The sequence below is a fragment of the Fulvivirga ulvae genome (assembly GCF_021389975.1).
Classification (GTDB): Bacteria; Bacteroidota; Bacteroidia; order Cytophagales; family Cyclobacteriaceae; genus Fulvivirga; species Fulvivirga ulvae.
The window spans coordinates 1,704,427-1,720,737 of sequence record NZ_CP089981.1 but is presented as its reverse complement, the minus strand read 5'-3'; the positions used below and the strand labels follow the sequence as shown (position 1 = coordinate 1,720,737).

The window sequence follows — 16,311 nt, the reverse complement described above, 5'->3', positions numbered from 1 at the left end:
AAGATAACATGGACAAAGCCCTTATTCGCAAAGAAATTCTATATATATCCTCAGACCCAACGGTTACAGAAGTACATGTGGGGGTATTCCCGGTTAAAGGAAGGTATTTTAGAAAATCCATGGAGTGCAGACAATCGGGTATATTTGAGCTCAAGGTAGATCTGCCCCGAGGAAAATCATTCATACATTATTTTTTAAATAGAGATTTTACCAGACCAGTTAATAGTGAATTAACAATGATCTCAGTTTATGATTCTCATAAACGATCACCACTCATTCTTGAGACAGAGCCTTTTAGCCCACTTCAATTTGAAAACTCCTCGGCATATATAAGCCATATCAAAGATGATATATGGGAGATACGTGCTATTACGCATCATGGATGGATAGAGGAAGTTGTATTTGAAACCAGTGATAGGAGTTATTCACTAACACGGTTTTTTCAGTATAAGAATAAATCATTCTGGAAAAGCAGAGTACGTTTACAAGGAGAATACCTTCACTATTACCTTAAGATAGCGGGCGTTCGGCAGGTCAGATACTATCACCCGGGAAGTATATTGTCTGCCAATGTCCATCAAAATAACCTATTTGTTTTCAACCTTGAATCAAATCAAAAATCAGATTCAAGTGCTCATCTTTTGGGGTATCAGGTATTCCCGGACAGGTTCCATCGAACTAAGGAAGAACCTGTAAAAGATTACCTGGAAACCTGGGGAAAGACCCCTGACTACTATAAATTCTTCGGGGGCACAATCAAAGGTATCATTAACAAGCTGGATTATATAGCATCTGTTGGGGCTGAGTTTATATATCTGAACCCCGTGTTTCATTCAAAGTCATACCATCGATATGACTGTATCGATTATTTCAAGTTGGATCCACTTCTGGGCAGTGAAGAAGACCTGAAAAAATTAGTTGAAGAAGTACATTCCAGGGGAATGAAACTCATTCTGGATATTGGGTTGAACCATTGCAGCACTGATTTTTTTGCATTTAAGGATGTTCTGGAAAAAGGCAAAAATTCTGCATACCGAAACTGGTTTGAGATTAGTGGATTTCCTTTGATTGATGGTTTGCAGTATAACTATAGTTGCTGGCATGGTTACAAAGAGTTACCCCAGTTTAATCTGGAGAATCCGGAAGTTGAAGACTACTTCCTTAAAGTTGTAGAAAAATGGATAGGGCATTACTATATAGATGGGTGGCGGCTGGATGTTTGCACTGAGATGCCGGAGTCATTTATTCAACGTTTTGTAGCAAGGACCAGGGAAATCAATCCGGAGGCCTTGATAGTAGCAGAGAGTTGGCATTTTGATGAAAGTATTTTTTCCGGAATGTGTGCAATAGACGGATTTACAAATTATGCCCTATATCTGGATGTGCTAACTCCATTTTTTATAAAGGAGAGTATATCAGTGAGGATGCTGGTCTATAAGATGTTAGAAGTGTATTACAGAAATTCTTATCACTTTAGTAGAGACTCATGGAATTTCCTCAGTAACCATGATGTTGCTCGTTTTTACTCCTTGCTAAATATTAAAAACCTATATGAGCCTGCTCTAACCCTGCTTTTTGCATTGCCCGGTACACCGGTATTGTATTATGGCGAAGAAAAGGGAATGGAAGGGTTGGGGGATCCGCTCAATAGGAGATGCATGGAATTTGACGATATGGATGTTGAGTCAAAAACAAAGAGCTTTGTTACCTACCTGAGTCAGGTCAGGTCTGAGCATAGCGAAATTTTTAAGAGTGGGAGTCTTTCTTTTCCCTTGGTGGATTCAGCTAAAAGAAGTTTTATTCTGGAACGAAATTTTGAAGGAGAGTCGCTTTACTTCCTGTTCAATTTCTCTGATACAGCTACCATTTTTAGTAAAGATGGAGAAGAAATAAACTTGGAACCATACCAGGTTGAGATTGTATTTTCGGTAAATGGGAGCGTACCAGGGATGATTACTGATACTTTAAAAGACACAAGAAACCCTATCAATATTCTATGATTGTTCACTTAGCTTCTGAAGTAGCCCCCTTTTATAAGCGGGGAGGACTTGGTGATGTAGTGGGTACATTACCCAAATATTTGTCATTAAAAGAGCCCAACGTGGTTATTTCTTTTTATTACAAAACAAGAATGCACAAAGACTACTTGTTCAAGCAGGATTGTTTTGAAATTGAGATCCAAAATGTTAATTACACCTTTTACTATTATCATTATAAGGAAGACGGTGTAGATTTTTATTTTCTGAACATGTCTGATGAAATGCAGTTTAGCGACATGGAATCGGGAGAAGGAAAGACAACAGATGAAGATGGAGAAAAACCTTATGGACAAAACTTTCCCTTCGTAGTTTATCTCTATTTTGCCAAAGCCGCTTTGCACTTGATTAAGCTTAAAGATATGCAGCCAGGTTTTGTTTTTTTTCATGACTGGCATGTATGTGGAGGTTTCGTATACCCTGATTTGTTGGAAAGCCTTAGCCCTAACTGCAAAACAATACTCCTGATACATAACTATGAATTTCAAGGCGAAATATTTTTGGATCAGGTACATCTGCTGGAAGCAGAGACATGTGATCAGCTAATGGAAGTGCATAAAATCCACGGTATGCTGACGTTCTTTTCACTTGCCTTTAAAAATGCGGATTATGTGGCTACTGTCAGCGAAACATATGCTTTGGAATTACTTGAAAGTCAGGTTCCTCATTGTGGTATGCAATTTCTGGATTTGATAAAACGTAATAAGATATATGCGCTCCCTAATGGTATTGACGAAAAGCAGTGGTCTCCTAACCAAAGTCCATTCCTGGACAAGCATTATGACGTGTCTGACTATAAGGAAATAAAACCATACTGGAAAAACAGGATGTACAAAAAACTGAGCCTGACAGAAGATCAAGAGCCTGTTGTCTTGTTTATGGCCAGACTTACAGAGCAAAAAGGAATCAACTTGCTTATGAATCTTTGGAAGTCGGAGGCTGAAGCAATGGAGCAGATACAAACTATTTTGGATCAGGGATTAAAGTTAGTTGTATATGGAAGGCCGGCCAATGGAGTAAATGGCATTATACATAAAAGGCTTTCTAAGGCCATGGAGTTGTTTCCGGGAAAGTTTAGTTATGTATATGAATACACTGAAAAGCAGGCTCATGAATTTCTTGCCGGTGCTGATATGATATTATGTCCTTCATTGTTCGAGCCATGCGGACTTGTTCAAATGTATGGCCTCGCGTTCGGTTGTGTTCCTGTTGTAAGGCCCGTTGGAGGGTTAAAAGATACCGTAATTTCATACACTCATCTTCCACATAAGTGTACCGGTTTTTATATTCCTGATTTTGAGCATGAAAGTCTCGTAGAAACATTGAGTGAAGCAGTACAAGTATTTCATCGAAAGGCTGAATGGAATAGTATTGTTGAACGGGGTATGAAGGAAGATTTTTCATGGAAGCGGTCTATGGAGAAGTATTTAACATTTCTGGATATGGTTGAAGAAGAGAGTCAGGTTATGGTAGATTAAGAGTACCCATACAGTTCCAGGAAATTAAGGTTGTCAATGTTCTGGCAATTGGAATGAAGAGGATCATAGAGTATCCCTGCCGAATGATAAAAAAACTGATTTCAAATAAAGTATAATAATGATGAGGACAAAAATTGTAAAAATCCCGAATGATATGAATGATGAAGAGTTGATAGCCTTGGCTGATGCTTTTCGACACAACACTTTTGAAATAGAAACATTAGAACCGAACGAAGATAATATTCCGGAAAACCTTCCGGATCCGATGAAGGAAATAGATAGTTATAACGCGATGTTTAAAGAAACAACTGGAGGGTTTAACTACATAGCGATACGATTTATGGTTCCCTCTGGTACAAATGTACACGTTCCCATTGCTGTATTTGGTAAGGGAGAATCCAAAAAAGTAAGGTTCCCTCTCATTATGAATGGTTCCTGGTTTGCCATGTTAACGACTGATAAAAACACTTTTCAAATGGGATTGGGAGTGGGAGAAGAGGAGTGTCCCTTATATTTTTCACGGTTTGTGGATTGGAAACGCAATTTTATTGAGAAAATATTTGATCACTATCTTCAAAGTGAATATTGCTCAGCAATGTGTTGGGAAGTAAAGGAAAAATCAAGCAATACCCGAAAAATTGCAGAGCAGCTGGGTTTCTATCGCATTGTATTTGATAATCAGGAATTGTACACGTCTAAGGATATCACAAATGATCCGGAAATGATAAATTATTTTACCTCTGCATTTTCAATGTGGTTGGATTTAAACAAGACTGATAAGGAAAATGTACCTCCCCAAGGGCATAAGAACACTGTCACTCTTTTTGCCAAAACAGTTGGGTATGAAATCCCTGAAACAATAAAAGGGTAATTCTAATAATGAAAGACAATATTATTCTTCAAAGCTGAGAGACAGCTGCCGTGCTGGGGTTATGAAAAGAATTTTGCAAATAATGTTGAGCCAGTTGCCTTCATTAGTAATCGGTTCCATAGCTTCTTTTAGAGGCAATAAATATATTTTAACACTTATCTCTAATACATATGAATATCTTAGGAATATCTGCTTTTTATCACGATTCGGCTTGTTGCCTGCTGCAGGATGGTATACTGATCAATGCTATTCAGGAGGAGAGGCTGACCCGCATAAAAAATGACTCGTCGTTACCTAAAAAAGCATACCGATGGTGTCTGGAGCAGGCAGGATTATCACCATCTGATATAGATTGTATAGCTTATTATGAAGATCCTGTTAAAAAATTTGCAAGACAATTGTGGAGCAAAAACCAGAATATCCGTTTGGATAATCTGGCTGATTTTGATCCCAAAAATGTAGAATACAGTATTCGGGAGCAATTGGGATATGAAGGAAAGATCGTATTCGTTGATCATCACATGTCTCATGCTGCAAGCAGTTACTTCTTTTCTGGTTTTGAAGATGCAGGTATACTTACTGTGGATGGAGTGGGGGAATGGGCGACAACTACCTATGGGCGTGCCAAAGGGAAAAAAATAGACCTTTTTGAAGAGGTACATTTTCCCAATTCATTAGGACTACTTTATAGTACAATTACAGCTTATCTGGGGTTTGAGGTCAATGAGGGTGAATATAAGGTCATGGGACTCGCACCATATGGTACACCTCACTATGCACCTCAAATGCGTCAATTGATTACAATGGGAGATAAAGGGCAATACAGTCTCAATATAGAGTATTTTGACTTTATGAAAGGGAAGCGAATGTATTCAGAAAAACTGGTCGAACTGATAGGGGTACCGGTACGTGAGCGGAATGCATCTTTAGATACCTGCCATATGGATATAGCTAAAAGCCTTCAGGTTGTTTTGGAAGAGATTCTCATAGAGAAAGTTACTTACTTATATAATGAAACAGGGTCTGAAAACCTCTGCCTGGCAGGAGGTGTTGCTCTCAATTGTGTAGCAAACGGAAAAGTTTTGAAAAATACCCCTTTTAAAAACATGTTTGTTCAGCCAGCTTCTAACGATTCAGGAGGTGCTCTGGGGGCCGCCTGTCAGGCACATGTCCAGATTACAGGAGAACGCCCGGCCCAATCTAGTATTCATCAGATATATACAGGCCCTTCATTTTCAAATGATCAAATTTCAGATATTCTGGGAGATTTTACCAATGAAGCTCTGAATTATACGACCGATGAAGAGAGACTTCTTGATGAGGTGGCAACACGCCTGAAAGATGGAAAGGTGATAGGCTGGTTTCAGGGAAAAATGGAATTTGGCCCCAGAGCATTAGGGAACAGGTCCATACTGGCAGACCCCAGAAATCCGGATATGCGTGACATCATAAACAGTATGGTAAAGAAAAGAGAAGGTTTCAGACCTTTTGCTCCGGCGGTAATCAAAGAAAAGTGTGCTGAGTACTTTCAACTGGACCATGAATCGCCTTTTATGCTAGAAACCTGTCAGGTAAAATCAGGGATGGATATGCCAGCCATTACCCATGTGGATGGCTCAGCTCGAGTTCAAACAGTTAGTTTGGAGTCTAACCCCAGATTCTATAAACTATTATCGAAGTTTGAGACCTATAGTGGAGTACCCATATTACTTAATACATCATTTAATGTAAAGGGAGAACCTATTGTATGCTCTGTAGAAGACGCTTTGCTTTGCTTTATCAATACAGAAATCGATTGCCTCGTTCTTGGCGGATACATTTTTGACCGTAATGAGGAAATGGTAAAGAGAATTAAGAAAATTCTAGGGGAGAAATTCAGTACCGTACAACCAAGAAATGTAAACAGTGATGTCTACACGTTTGCATAAATAGCTTAAATCAATATATAATGGAACTAAAAGAGATTTCAAATAAAGTAGCTGAACTTGTTTACTCTGGAGCATCTATTGATCTTTCGGATGAGTTGGCACTATTCATAGAGGAACAACATGAGCCTGCAACTAAAACCATTGAACCTGAAAGCAGAGCGGAAAAAGTAGGGAGGTGGATTAAAGACGATATAAGCGGGAATTATGTGAAAAATCCGGAGTTTGATTCGGAAGATGATAATTGGTCTGAGGTGGAGTTTATCACTCCGGGAAGTGATGACGTATACCGTATAGTCCTTATTGGTGAATCTGTAGCTCGATGCACTCATTTCCCTCATGAATATTGTGCAGCCCGGGTTGTTGAAAAGATGTTGGCAGAATCTATACCCGATCGCAAAATAGAGGTAGTTGATCTGGCTAAAGAAGGGATGCGTTTTGAACAACTTATGGAAGTCGTTTCAGAAAGTGTACTGTTAAGCCCGGATATGGTTATTGTATTTGCTGGAAATAACTGGCAACCAGGAAGTTCTTTGGGTACCCCTTATAACTTTAATATGCTTCAGAAAACAGTTGGGACATCCGAGCAGACCCAATTTATCAAGGATACACTTACAGATAGCCTTAAAAGCAATATAAATGATTTTAAAGAACTCCTGACTGGAATTAATGCAGAATATAATATTCCTGTTCTATATGTGATGCCGGAGTTTAACCTTGGCGATTTTAAGCCAGCTCGTAAAGAGTATGTTTCCCATTTTTTACCTGGAAACAAAATGAAAATATGGAGTGAAGCCTATGATTCTTGCCTGCATGCTGAGGATTCAGGAGATTGGGAAGAGGTTAAAAAAATAGCTGGTAAAATGATGGATATAGACGTTGAGCATCCTTTTGCGTATGAAATGATGGCCAAATATTTCGAGCATAACGGAGATCTATATCAAAGGAGGATATTTCTTGAGCAGCTTAAAGACAAAGCTCTTATTAATGCTATAGGAACAAGTGCCCCCAGAAGATTTTCGATTATTAGAGAGTTGGTAAATGATATTTTAAAAGAAAGTCCTATAACGGTTGTGGACCTTCAGGAGGTACTTGCAAAACATAGTAAGGATGGTATTCCAGGAAGCGAATTTTTTCTGGATTATTGTCATCTTAATTTAAAGGGTATTCACTTGGCTATGGGGGCCGTGGCCTCTCAAGTAGCAAGTATACTTGGCGTGAGTATAGATGCAGGCAGTATGGCCGCAATAGAAAGTTCTGTTTCAGAAAGAGTACTTTCTATCACCCACTTTCAGGCGGCTATTCACAATTACTATGTAGGACAGCATTATCCATTACTTTATCACCACTGTTGCGAGGCATTGAGATATGCCGATAATGAACTTATTGAAGCATATCGTAAATCCTGTATACTATTTTCCAAGCGCTCTTCAATAATATTTTCTGATGAAGTGCGATTCCTTTCAGAAATTTATCCTTTTGAAAATTTCAGTATTTTTGGACACCCTCGAAATAAGAAGCTCATGTTTTTGGAGTTGGTAGATGCTATGTCGGAAGCACTAAAGGTGATAAAAGGTGTTGAAATAGAGGATGAGATAAAAAAAAATCGGATCAGCGAATATAGAATAACAGAGGAGCCCGTTTGTCTGCTCGAAAGTCCATATTCTGAAAGGTCGTTTCAGGAGTTTCTTTGTGATGAGGACTACGCATACTACAGGGCTCATGAAATGCATTCTGCATTTACTTTTGTAGTTGACGCCTTGCAAGATATTAAACTTGATATTACAGCGCGAATTCCCGATTTCGCTTTCTATGATGTTGATTCTACAGTGAAGATATACATCAATAGTCATTTATATAAAATCACGCGTGTGGGAAAAGAGTGGACAAGCATTAAGCTAATACTGAAAAGGGATTACATGCAGGCAGGTGTGAATAAATTGGAATTTGAGTGGCCAGTTCCTGGTAAACATGTAATAAGAAGACAACACAAAACATTAGGATTGCCAGGAAAAATTATTAATATGATCTACTACACATTTGCGGAGGTGTTTTCTATTAGGGCCACTGTTCACAACAGTGATATTAAATATATTGGATAACAAAAATAATGAGTACTTTGAAATTATTTGCTTTTCCTTATGCCGGAGGTTCATCTAATATTTATAATGGTTTAAAACCTCATTTAAATGAGAACATAGAATTTTTTCCTGTAGCCGGAAGAGGTAGGAGAATTGGGGAAGAGTTGTACGCAGATTTGGAGGCTGCCGTAGATGACCTTTATACAATTGTGTCATCTCAAATAGGTTTCTCACAATTTGCTTTTTTTGGACATAGTATGGGAGCACTATTGGTTCACCAGTTATCTAAACGGTTGAAAGAGAAACTAAAGGTCTCACCAGATCACATATTTTACTCAGGTAGAGGTGCTATACAGGGAAAAAGAGAAATTATATTAAAAAATGGATGGCCAGCAGTTCAAAGATGAGGTGGCTTTGCTAGGAGGAACACCCCCTGAGTTTTTTGAGTATCCGGAACTTATGGAGCTATTTTACCCCTGCTCAAAAATGATTTTAGAATTGCAGGAACGGACATTGATTTAGAGACTTTTAACAAAGTAGATTTTGGTATTACCGTATTTACAGGCCGCGAAGATGATCTAACAAAAGACCCGATAGCTGAGTGGAATCAGTATACAACAAATAGTTGTGAAATTCATACTTTTGAGGGAGGACATTTCTTCATTCATCATTATATGGAATCCATAGCTCATGTAATAAATAATACTGTGAACAAGGTTTCGGCCGCCTAAACAGCTTTCTTTCATTTAAGCTAACTTTTATGTCAAACTGATTAGTCCTGAATAACGGATATACAAGTTGCGTTGCTATGTTTGAGTGTATTATTCAGTACTTCCTGGAACATACGGAAAAGTATAATGGTTTTATTGGGATCAAGACTTACGTTTTTAGCGTCATTCTCGAATATAACCTTATGTATGCCAAGCCTTTTAATACGCTCTATTTCGTCTTTCAAACCCTCTAACAATCCTGTACTAACTACATAATCACTATTCAATGAAACACTGAGACATTTAATATCTGATATTAGCTTTCTAATTAATTTTTTTGTCTCATCCAGCTTTTCTTCGGCTTTTTCTCTAGCATTCAGGTCTATGATATTCAGGTTAATCTTTATCAGACTGGCTATCTATCCAAGATTGTCGTGTAACTCATATCCGATGGGTTTTAGCATCTGTTCACGTATTTCAAGCTGCGCCTCCAGCAGGTTCTTTGAGAATTGCTCTTTAATTTGCTGTTTTTGAATCTTGGGTTGTTGGCGCTTTCTTACAAATAAAAGTGTAAATGCCACAATAAAGACGCATAGGAGAAAAAACAATAATGAACCAGCAGGGATGGCTATAACTATATCCGATACAGGAAATTCTTTCATGGTCGTATGGTTTTTGTCTGCCTTCTATGATTGGCAAGAGAAATTCTGTTTACAAGTCTTGCTCCTTTTCAACTTAACGGAGAACAAGCTAAATTAATATACACAATAGAACCACGAGACAAAAAATACAACTTACAATCTTATAGCTCTGAAATTCTCTTTCCGGGAAAAACTAAAACCTTTTTTACTGTGGGAATGGCATTTTACGGGGCTACGTTATCTGACGAAGCATATTCTATAAGCACAGAAACTGCAGTTGATGGTACGATTACCCATCAACTGGTCAACGAGGACCTAAGCAAGATTGAGATGGGAATGGCAGCCTTGTTGAGAGGAGGGAAAAGGTTAGAGAACAAAAATCTCTCTTTACAATTTGCATTTGGGCCTGGGGTATCAATCACTAATAAGATGAGACCAAGGTTTTTGATTGGTGGAGGCTTTTCATATGGCAACAAACATCGAGTGGCGGTGGATACAGGTTTAATTATTGGGGAGGTGAATCGCCTAAGTCAACAAGTACGTAAAGGTGGAGTCAATAAATCCACATCCCAATTAACTGTCTCAGATCTAAAGGTTGGCGGCTTTCTGTCTTTGGGTTATCATTTTAACTTCTGACCTCCAACTTTATAATATCCCCTTTGATTCCATTGTAGGTTAAAAGGGAAACGCACTTAAAAAATTGCTACTTAAAAAACACCCAATACGACCAATACACGCTGATTTTGACAAAAATACCCAAGGTTGGGTATTGACCTGGCACTAAACTCTTTCTAATATACACTTCGAATCGGAGATAAAACACCTATTTAACCCGCAGTTGATATGATGGAAGCACATAAAATACTCACCGGTAAAACGTGGACTTACCGAAGCTTCATGAATGATGCCGACCAAAACACTACACCCGACGATCTGCTTTTTGGTCAGGGCAAAATGATATTTGAACAAAGCCCGATAGGCAAGGTCAATGGTTACTTCGATTTTGGAGAAGCCAGGCTTAATTTCAGGGGATACATCACTTATGGTAATCCTTTTACCTTAAGGTATCAGGGTACAGGTATTAATGGGACGGTCACTGAGGGCTGGGTCTATGACTATCTAGGATATTATATCCCGTACTGGCCAAACGGCATCGACCAGGTCGATGCCATCGCAGGTTCGGTGATACGAACTGCTCCACATAGCAACGGCCAGGCTAAAGCCGGATTAGTAGCATCATTTTACGCCTGTTAACGATAACTAACCACACATGAAAAAAAACCATATAATCTTAACATCAGTGCTACTTATTGGGACGCTTGCGTCCTGTGACAAGGATGAAAAGCCAAAAGACGGTTCTGCATTATTAAAAGCGGAGAAGGAAAACATTCTATCCTTCCTGAGAAAGTCTGCTGGTCAAAAAACTGCTTTTGAAAAAAATAAGAGGAGCACACAACTGGCTAGTACTACAAAACCAGTATATCAGGATCTTCAAAACCCGCAGGTAAGAACCGCTACAAACGGAATATTAGATACAGAACTCCGGGTGGCCTATAGTGATCAGGAGATATGGAATGTCAAAGACCACCAAACGCTAACAGTGAGGCTGCGAAATTATGAAGGACTTTTGGTACCGCCTACTTTAAAAGTCAAACCAGGAGATCTCCTGCGTGTCAAAATGAAAAACGACCTGCCTCCGCTCGGTCATGTCAGTTGCGATCCTTACGGTGGCATGCACCATACTTCCGACGATCCGTGCGAACAGAAGAACCCTCAGTCATTCAATACTACGAACCTGCACACTCATGGCCTGCATGTAAGCCCAAAAGATAGCAGCGACAATGTTCTGGTGCATATTATGCCGTCATGTGAATTTCAGAATCACATTCAGGTGCCTGAAAACCACCCTCAGGGCACCTTTTGGTACCATGGCCACGTACATGGCTCCACTGCAGTACAGGTTTCCTCCGGCATGGGAGGCGCCCTGATAGTTGAGGGGGGAATGGACACGATACCTGAAATAAAGGCAGCAGACGAAAAGATATTTGTATTTCAGCAAATCCCCTATACCCGGGGCTCTAACGGCCAATTTGGAGTAGAAGACTTTGATGCATCATTTGGGCCGGGCATGTGGGATAAGGGGGTTGATAGCTATGGATGGCGCACCATGATCAATGGACAGACGTATCCAATTATTCGCATGAAATCAGGAGAAGTGCAGCGTTCGGAGACTGATACACGCCGGGGTTCGGGAAAAGATTGAGCTTGAACTTGATGGACATCAGTTACATGAAATTGCGCTGGATGGAATAAGCCTCGGAAGAGTGGAGACAAAGGGTTATGTAGAACTACAGCCCGGCTACAGGTCGGATATACTCATAAAAGCCAATGAGGTATCAAAAACTGACACCCTGTTCCTCATTGATAGGGAGACTCAAAAGGAGAGTAGTTTGCTTGACGAATATGAGTCTCCGAAAGTCCTGGCGATAGTGATCATCTCCACGGAAAGTAAGGATATGAAATTACCCACCAGTGAGGAGTTGGCGGCATACCGTCCGTTTAAAACCATTAAGGAAAGTGAACTGGAAGGACCGGCACAGAAAGTGTGGTTCAATATCGATGTAAACAGCACTCCCACGTGTTTTACAGTTAATGGAAGACCGTTCAGCATGGACAATCCTCCCAGGGTCTTAAAGTTGAACTCCGCCAGTGAATGGAAAATCACCTCTCAGTTTGTGAATCACCCCTTCCACATACACGTCAATAGTTTCGAAATATTCCGAGTTAAAAAGGCAGGTGGACAGGAGGTAATATTTGATCCCCCGGTCTGGCGTGATACTTACCTGATCCAGCAGGGAGATACTGTATTTGCCCGTTCTCGTTATGAGGATTTTGATGGCAAATTTGTTTTACACTGCCATATCTTGGATCATGAAGACCAGGGTATGATGGAGCTTGTCAATATTGTAGGAACAGAAGCTTTATAAAACAGATACTAACATGGGACAAAATATTTATCACATTATTTATGACAGCGTGGAAGCCCTGGATTTTACCGGTCCCCATGACGTTTTTGCCATGGCTAATTACATAAGCCGGGAATCTTTACATTCAGATGATCTGCCATTTCAACAATATGTAATTGCATGTGAAAAAGGGCCTATTAGCACGGCAGGAGGCATAGCCATAACACCTGATTTTACTTTTGATGATGTCACACCCTACGCTGATATCATTTTCATTCCTGGTGGGCCATATATTAAGAGCATCAGTGCCTCTGACCCCATGATCAAATGGATACAGTCAAACTATTCAGATAAGAATCAGATTGTTTCGGTTTGCCTCGGCGCTTTTCCATTGGTCGTTGCGCTGGGACAAAAATTACAGGGTCATACAATCACAACGCACCACCAGGCCATTGAAGATCTCAGGAAAAAAATTAATTCCCTGAATATCGATGCTTTTGTAGCCAAAGGCCAACGGTATGTTAGTGAAGGGAATGTTTTGTGTTCTGCAGGAGTATCTTCCGGGATAGATGCTGCCTTTTATCTCTTATCAGATATTATGGGGCAGGAAATTGCAAGAAAGACATCCGAAATTATGGAGTATAACAGAACCATTAACTGGTCATTGGAACAATAATAAAATCACCTGACTATTAAATAAATCACTATGAGCGAAACAACCATTACGAATCCTACATGGTATGGCGAAATCAGTAAAATGTTTAACCAGACTGATATTGATCATATGGCACCTCAGGGTGTACAATTGGACAATTATGAATATGTGAAATCCAACGCAACCAATATTTACGGACAGGTAGCTTCCGGCAACATGCCTCCAGGCAACCCATGGCAGCCAAGTTGGGTGCAAACTTTTCTAAACTGGATCCAGACCGGGTGCCCTAAGGGAACAATAGAAACTACCGAAACGGCTTTGTCTGGCATGGCTTTGCGCAAGTCTGCAGAAAAGGTAGCAGGAAGGATCCGTAAAAATGTAGCCAGCCTCTCATCCGAGGAGCTGGAAAAACTTAAGAAGGCATTTAGTACCATTATGTCAATGGATCATAATGATCTTAACGGATATTTTGTGATTGCAGGGTGGCATGGATTACCAAAATCAAAGTGCATGCACCACATTCCACCTTACAATCCATGGCATCGGGCCTATCTGCTGTATTTCGAAAATGCCCTTCGTAGTGTTGAAGGATGTGAAGATGTAACACTGCCGTATTGGGACATCAACACACCGATCCCTGATGTTCTGAATCACGCACCTTTTGATAGTTACACATATCCTGTCGATTTAAATGCGCAATATAAAAAAGGGGACAAGACATCCCGGTACACATGGTCTCAGATTTCGTCGAACCTGGCGCAGTATGAAGTACTGGAAGATCTGTCGCGAGCTATGGGAAGGACTGACTGGGAAGACTTTCATGGTGGTCGCGCCTTTGATAATGCACCGAACAACACCAATATTTCAGGACATGACGGCGGCCATGTTTCGATAGGGGATACTATGCTTGACCAGAACGTAGCATCATTCGACCCGATTTTCTGGTTTTACCACTGCAACCTGGACAGGCTTTGGTGGACGTGGCAAAAGAAGATGAATGCTACCAATTTATCAGGCCTGCTCAAGACCATCCGGTCGGACTTCAGTAGAAGCTACTTCACTAACGAGTTTCTTACCACACTTGATCCATTTACGTCAATGCCAATAAACAGGACTACGGTTAATGTGGTAGATTCATTAAACGACCTGGATGTAGATTATCAGGAAACAGCTTTCGAGGGGCTGGCACTCGAAGCGCTTCCGACAATGAAAGGAAGCTCCTTACTTAGTGACAAGTTCAGCCTGAAACCGGACAGGGTCAATATCCGCGTCAAAAACCTTGACAGGATCAAGATTCCTGGCAGTTTTAAGGTACATCTTATGAAGAATGACAAGATACTTCGCAGCAGGGCTTTCTTTCAGCCGAATGAAGCCGAGAAATGTGAAAACTGTGTTCAGCATAGAGCTGTAAATTTTGATTTCGAACTTAATCTGGAGGAAGTGGCAGGAGCCAAACTGGAAATCTTGGTGGAGCCACTTAATAAGGATGCCCATGGTGAAAAATTCCCTGCAAAACTGATGGGCAACCCTACTGTAAATATGCGATTGCTAATGACAAATGACGTGATATTGCCTCAATAACAGGTCTGTAAATAACTGAAATTCAAAACCTCTAAAGGTGTACATTATGAAAGGTCATTTATCTGTAAATCAACCATTCATTATAGATCATCAGAAGGTAAATGTACGTGTAAAAGGCATTAACCGCCTCTCCATACCAGGGAGCTTTAAAATTTTGCTGAAAAACAGAGAGACGGTTATTGCTTCACGTGCAATGGCACAACCGGGTGATCCGGCGAAAGTTGATGAGTGTGTGAAACAACCACTCGTTGACTTTGATTTTGAACTTCCTGTTACAGCTATATTCGGCAGCCGTCTAAATATAGAGGTAGAACCTGTAAACAGGTTGGTATACGGACGTGTGATGCCTCCCAAACTACTCGGCAACCCCACTATTAATATCAGATTCCGGTTACAGGAAGTTTAAGATCGGTTTTGTCTTAACGCTATTCACTATGAAAAATCAATCATCCGCCCCCGGTTATGTAAGATTATCCCAGGTGTTTAGTCTTCTGGCGTTAATCCTACTACCCAAATGCTCACTGTGCTTGTTTGCTGCGGGTACAATTATTACCGTATGCGGAGGTGTATCACAAATACCCCCGGCATGGGAATACTGGCTGATAGGATCAACCGTGTTATGGGCTGTAGCAGTACAGATATACAGGATACGAGGGCCTTTTCTATTATTAACTTTGATATGTACCTTATCAGGAGGTTTAACCATTTTTACTTTTTTGTGGTTGAAATTAAGCCCGACTGTTTACTATACCGGTGTTACCATGATCCTGGTTTCGTCCGCAGTATTTGCTTTCAATAAATTCAGGAATAAGGGTTCAAATAAGTGCTGTACTCCAAAACATGAAAAATAAGCTCCGTAATTGGCCTCGATCTTTACACAAGGCCTAAATTATATTAGTATCAGCTTGTTGTCTTAACGATTTTCAATTAACACCGTTTTCAGATAAGAGCTTTGGGTGTCAGATTGTTTGACACCCATTAATTTATAGGCATTTCTCATTCACCAGGTATCAGAGAGAAAACAGAATCGGCTGCTTTATCAAAAACGTCATTTTCCAGATCAGCCAAATAAGCTTCTGTAGAGACATAATCAGTATGGCCAAGCATGTCACCAATGACATTTGTTGAAATGCCACTTTTTAAGCTTCCAGTGGCGAATGTGTGTCTTATTACATAACTTGTAAGCTTTAGTGGTAACTTACATCTTCTCCAATTCTGTTAAGACGCTTATTAAATGTAGCACGCCGATTATTATAGATTTCATACACCAAGCTTGCCTCAAGATAAATGAATTTTTCGAGTATATAATTTCTCCCGTTCTTTATTCTAGATACTTAATTAAAACCCTAAATACTTACTTCACAATC

General features: G+C 40.0%; 16 protein-coding genes and 1 pseudogene. 13 read left to right on the top strand and 4 right to left on the bottom strand.

Going from position 1 to position 16,311, the window contains the following annotated elements; translation table 11 throughout:
• Positions 1-8 precede the first annotated feature (8 nt).
• From LVD17_RS07240 to LVD17_RS07215, 6 genes are all read left to right on the top strand, one after another.
• Entirely contained in the window at positions 9-2,000 is a 1,992-nt protein-coding gene (locus tag LVD17_RS07240; RefSeq protein ID WP_233765761.1) for a glycoside hydrolase family 13 protein, read from the top strand.
• On the top strand, positions 1,997-3,514 hold the full coding sequence (locus LVD17_RS07235; protein WP_233765759.1) for a glycogen/starch synthase: 1,518 nt from the start codon (positions 1,997-1,999) through the stop codon (positions 3,512-3,514). Before LVD17_RS07240 ends, LVD17_RS07235 begins: the two co-directional genes overlap by 4 nt.
• Positions 3,515-3,668: 154 nt before the next feature.
• Entirely contained in the window at positions 3,669-4,385 is a 717-nt protein-coding gene (locus LVD17_RS07230) for a hypothetical protein (RefSeq protein ID WP_233765757.1), read from the top strand.
• A 170-nt stretch (positions 4,386-4,555) separates the two neighbouring features.
• Positions 4,556-6,313 (top strand): carbamoyltransferase family protein, encoded by a 1,758-nt coding sequence (locus LVD17_RS07225; RefSeq protein WP_233765755.1) that lies wholly within the window; start codon positions 4,556-4,558, stop codon positions 6,311-6,313.
• A gap of 20 nt (positions 6,314-6,333) precedes the next feature.
• Positions 6,334-8,412: an SGNH/GDSL hydrolase family protein gene (locus LVD17_RS07220; protein ID WP_233765754.1), complete on the top strand. Its 2,079-nt coding sequence runs from the start codon at positions 6,334-6,336 to the stop codon at positions 8,410-8,412.
• Between the two features lie 8 nt (positions 8,413-8,420).
• On the top strand, positions 8,421-8,798 hold the full coding sequence (locus tag LVD17_RS07215; RefSeq protein ID WP_233765753.1) for a thioesterase II family protein: 378 nt from the start codon (positions 8,421-8,423) through the stop codon (positions 8,796-8,798).
• A 365-nt stretch (positions 8,799-9,163) separates the two neighbouring features.
• Here the strand turns inward: LVD17_RS07215 and LVD17_RS07210 are convergent, their stop codons facing one another.
• The gene (locus tag LVD17_RS07210) at positions 9,164-9,388 is read right to left on the bottom strand and encodes a sensor histidine kinase (RefSeq protein ID WP_233765752.1); all 225 of its coding nucleotides are present in this window, start codon (positions 9,386-9,388) and stop codon (positions 9,164-9,166) included.
• Between the two features lie 132 nt (positions 9,389-9,520).
• Positions 9,521-9,763 (bottom strand): hypothetical protein, encoded by a 243-nt coding sequence (locus tag LVD17_RS07205; RefSeq protein ID WP_233765751.1) that lies wholly within the window; start codon positions 9,761-9,763, stop codon positions 9,521-9,523.
• A 30-nt stretch (positions 9,764-9,793) separates the two neighbouring features.
• Here LVD17_RS07205 and LVD17_RS07200 point away from each other — a divergent pair, with 30 nt between their 5' ends.
• From LVD17_RS07200 to LVD17_RS07170, 7 genes are all read left to right on the top strand, one after another.
• Positions 9,794-10,378: a hypothetical protein gene (locus LVD17_RS07200; protein WP_233765749.1), complete on the top strand. Its 585-nt coding sequence runs from the start codon at positions 9,794-9,796 to the stop codon at positions 10,376-10,378.
• A 207-nt stretch (positions 10,379-10,585) separates the two neighbouring features.
• Positions 10,586-10,996 carry a hypothetical protein gene (locus tag LVD17_RS07195; protein ID WP_233765747.1) on the top strand — a complete coding sequence of 137 codons (411 nt, stop codon included), beginning with the start codon at positions 10,586-10,588 and terminating at the stop codon, positions 10,994-10,996.
• 16 nt (positions 10,997-11,012) lie between these two features.
• The gene (locus LVD17_RS07190) at positions 11,013-12,005 is read left to right on the top strand and encodes a multicopper oxidase domain-containing protein (RefSeq protein WP_233765745.1); all 993 of its coding nucleotides are present in this window, start codon (positions 11,013-11,015) and stop codon (positions 12,003-12,005) included.
• Between the two features lie 61 nt (positions 12,006-12,066).
• The gene (locus LVD17_RS07185; protein WP_233765743.1) at positions 12,067-12,729 is read left to right on the top strand and encodes a multicopper oxidase domain-containing protein; all 663 of its coding nucleotides are present in this window, start codon (positions 12,067-12,069) and stop codon (positions 12,727-12,729) included.
• 13 nt (positions 12,730-12,742) lie between these two features.
• A complete protein-coding gene (locus LVD17_RS07180) occupies positions 12,743-13,384 on the top strand; it encodes a DJ-1/PfpI family protein (protein WP_233765742.1) in 642 nt (213 codons plus the stop codon).
• 30 nt (positions 13,385-13,414) lie between these two features.
• Entirely contained in the window at positions 13,415-14,944 is a 1,530-nt protein-coding gene (locus LVD17_RS07175; RefSeq protein WP_233765741.1) for a tyrosinase family protein, read from the top strand.
• Between the two features lie 46 nt (positions 14,945-14,990).
• A complete protein-coding gene (locus LVD17_RS07170) occupies positions 14,991-15,350 on the top strand; it encodes a hypothetical protein (protein ID WP_233765739.1) in 360 nt (119 codons plus the stop codon).
• A 54-nt stretch (positions 15,351-15,404) separates the two neighbouring features.
• On the opposite strand, the gene LVD17_RS07165 is transcribed toward LVD17_RS07170, so the two are convergent.
• The gene (locus LVD17_RS07165; protein WP_233765737.1) at positions 15,405-15,650 is read right to left on the bottom strand and encodes a hypothetical protein; all 246 of its coding nucleotides are present in this window, start codon (positions 15,648-15,650) and stop codon (positions 15,405-15,407) included.
• 290 nt (positions 15,651-15,940) lie between these two features.
• Positions 15,941-16,123, bottom strand: a pseudogene (locus LVD17_RS28665) (recombinase XerD); the annotation flags it as partial.
• Positions 16,124-16,311: the final 188 nt, after the last annotated feature.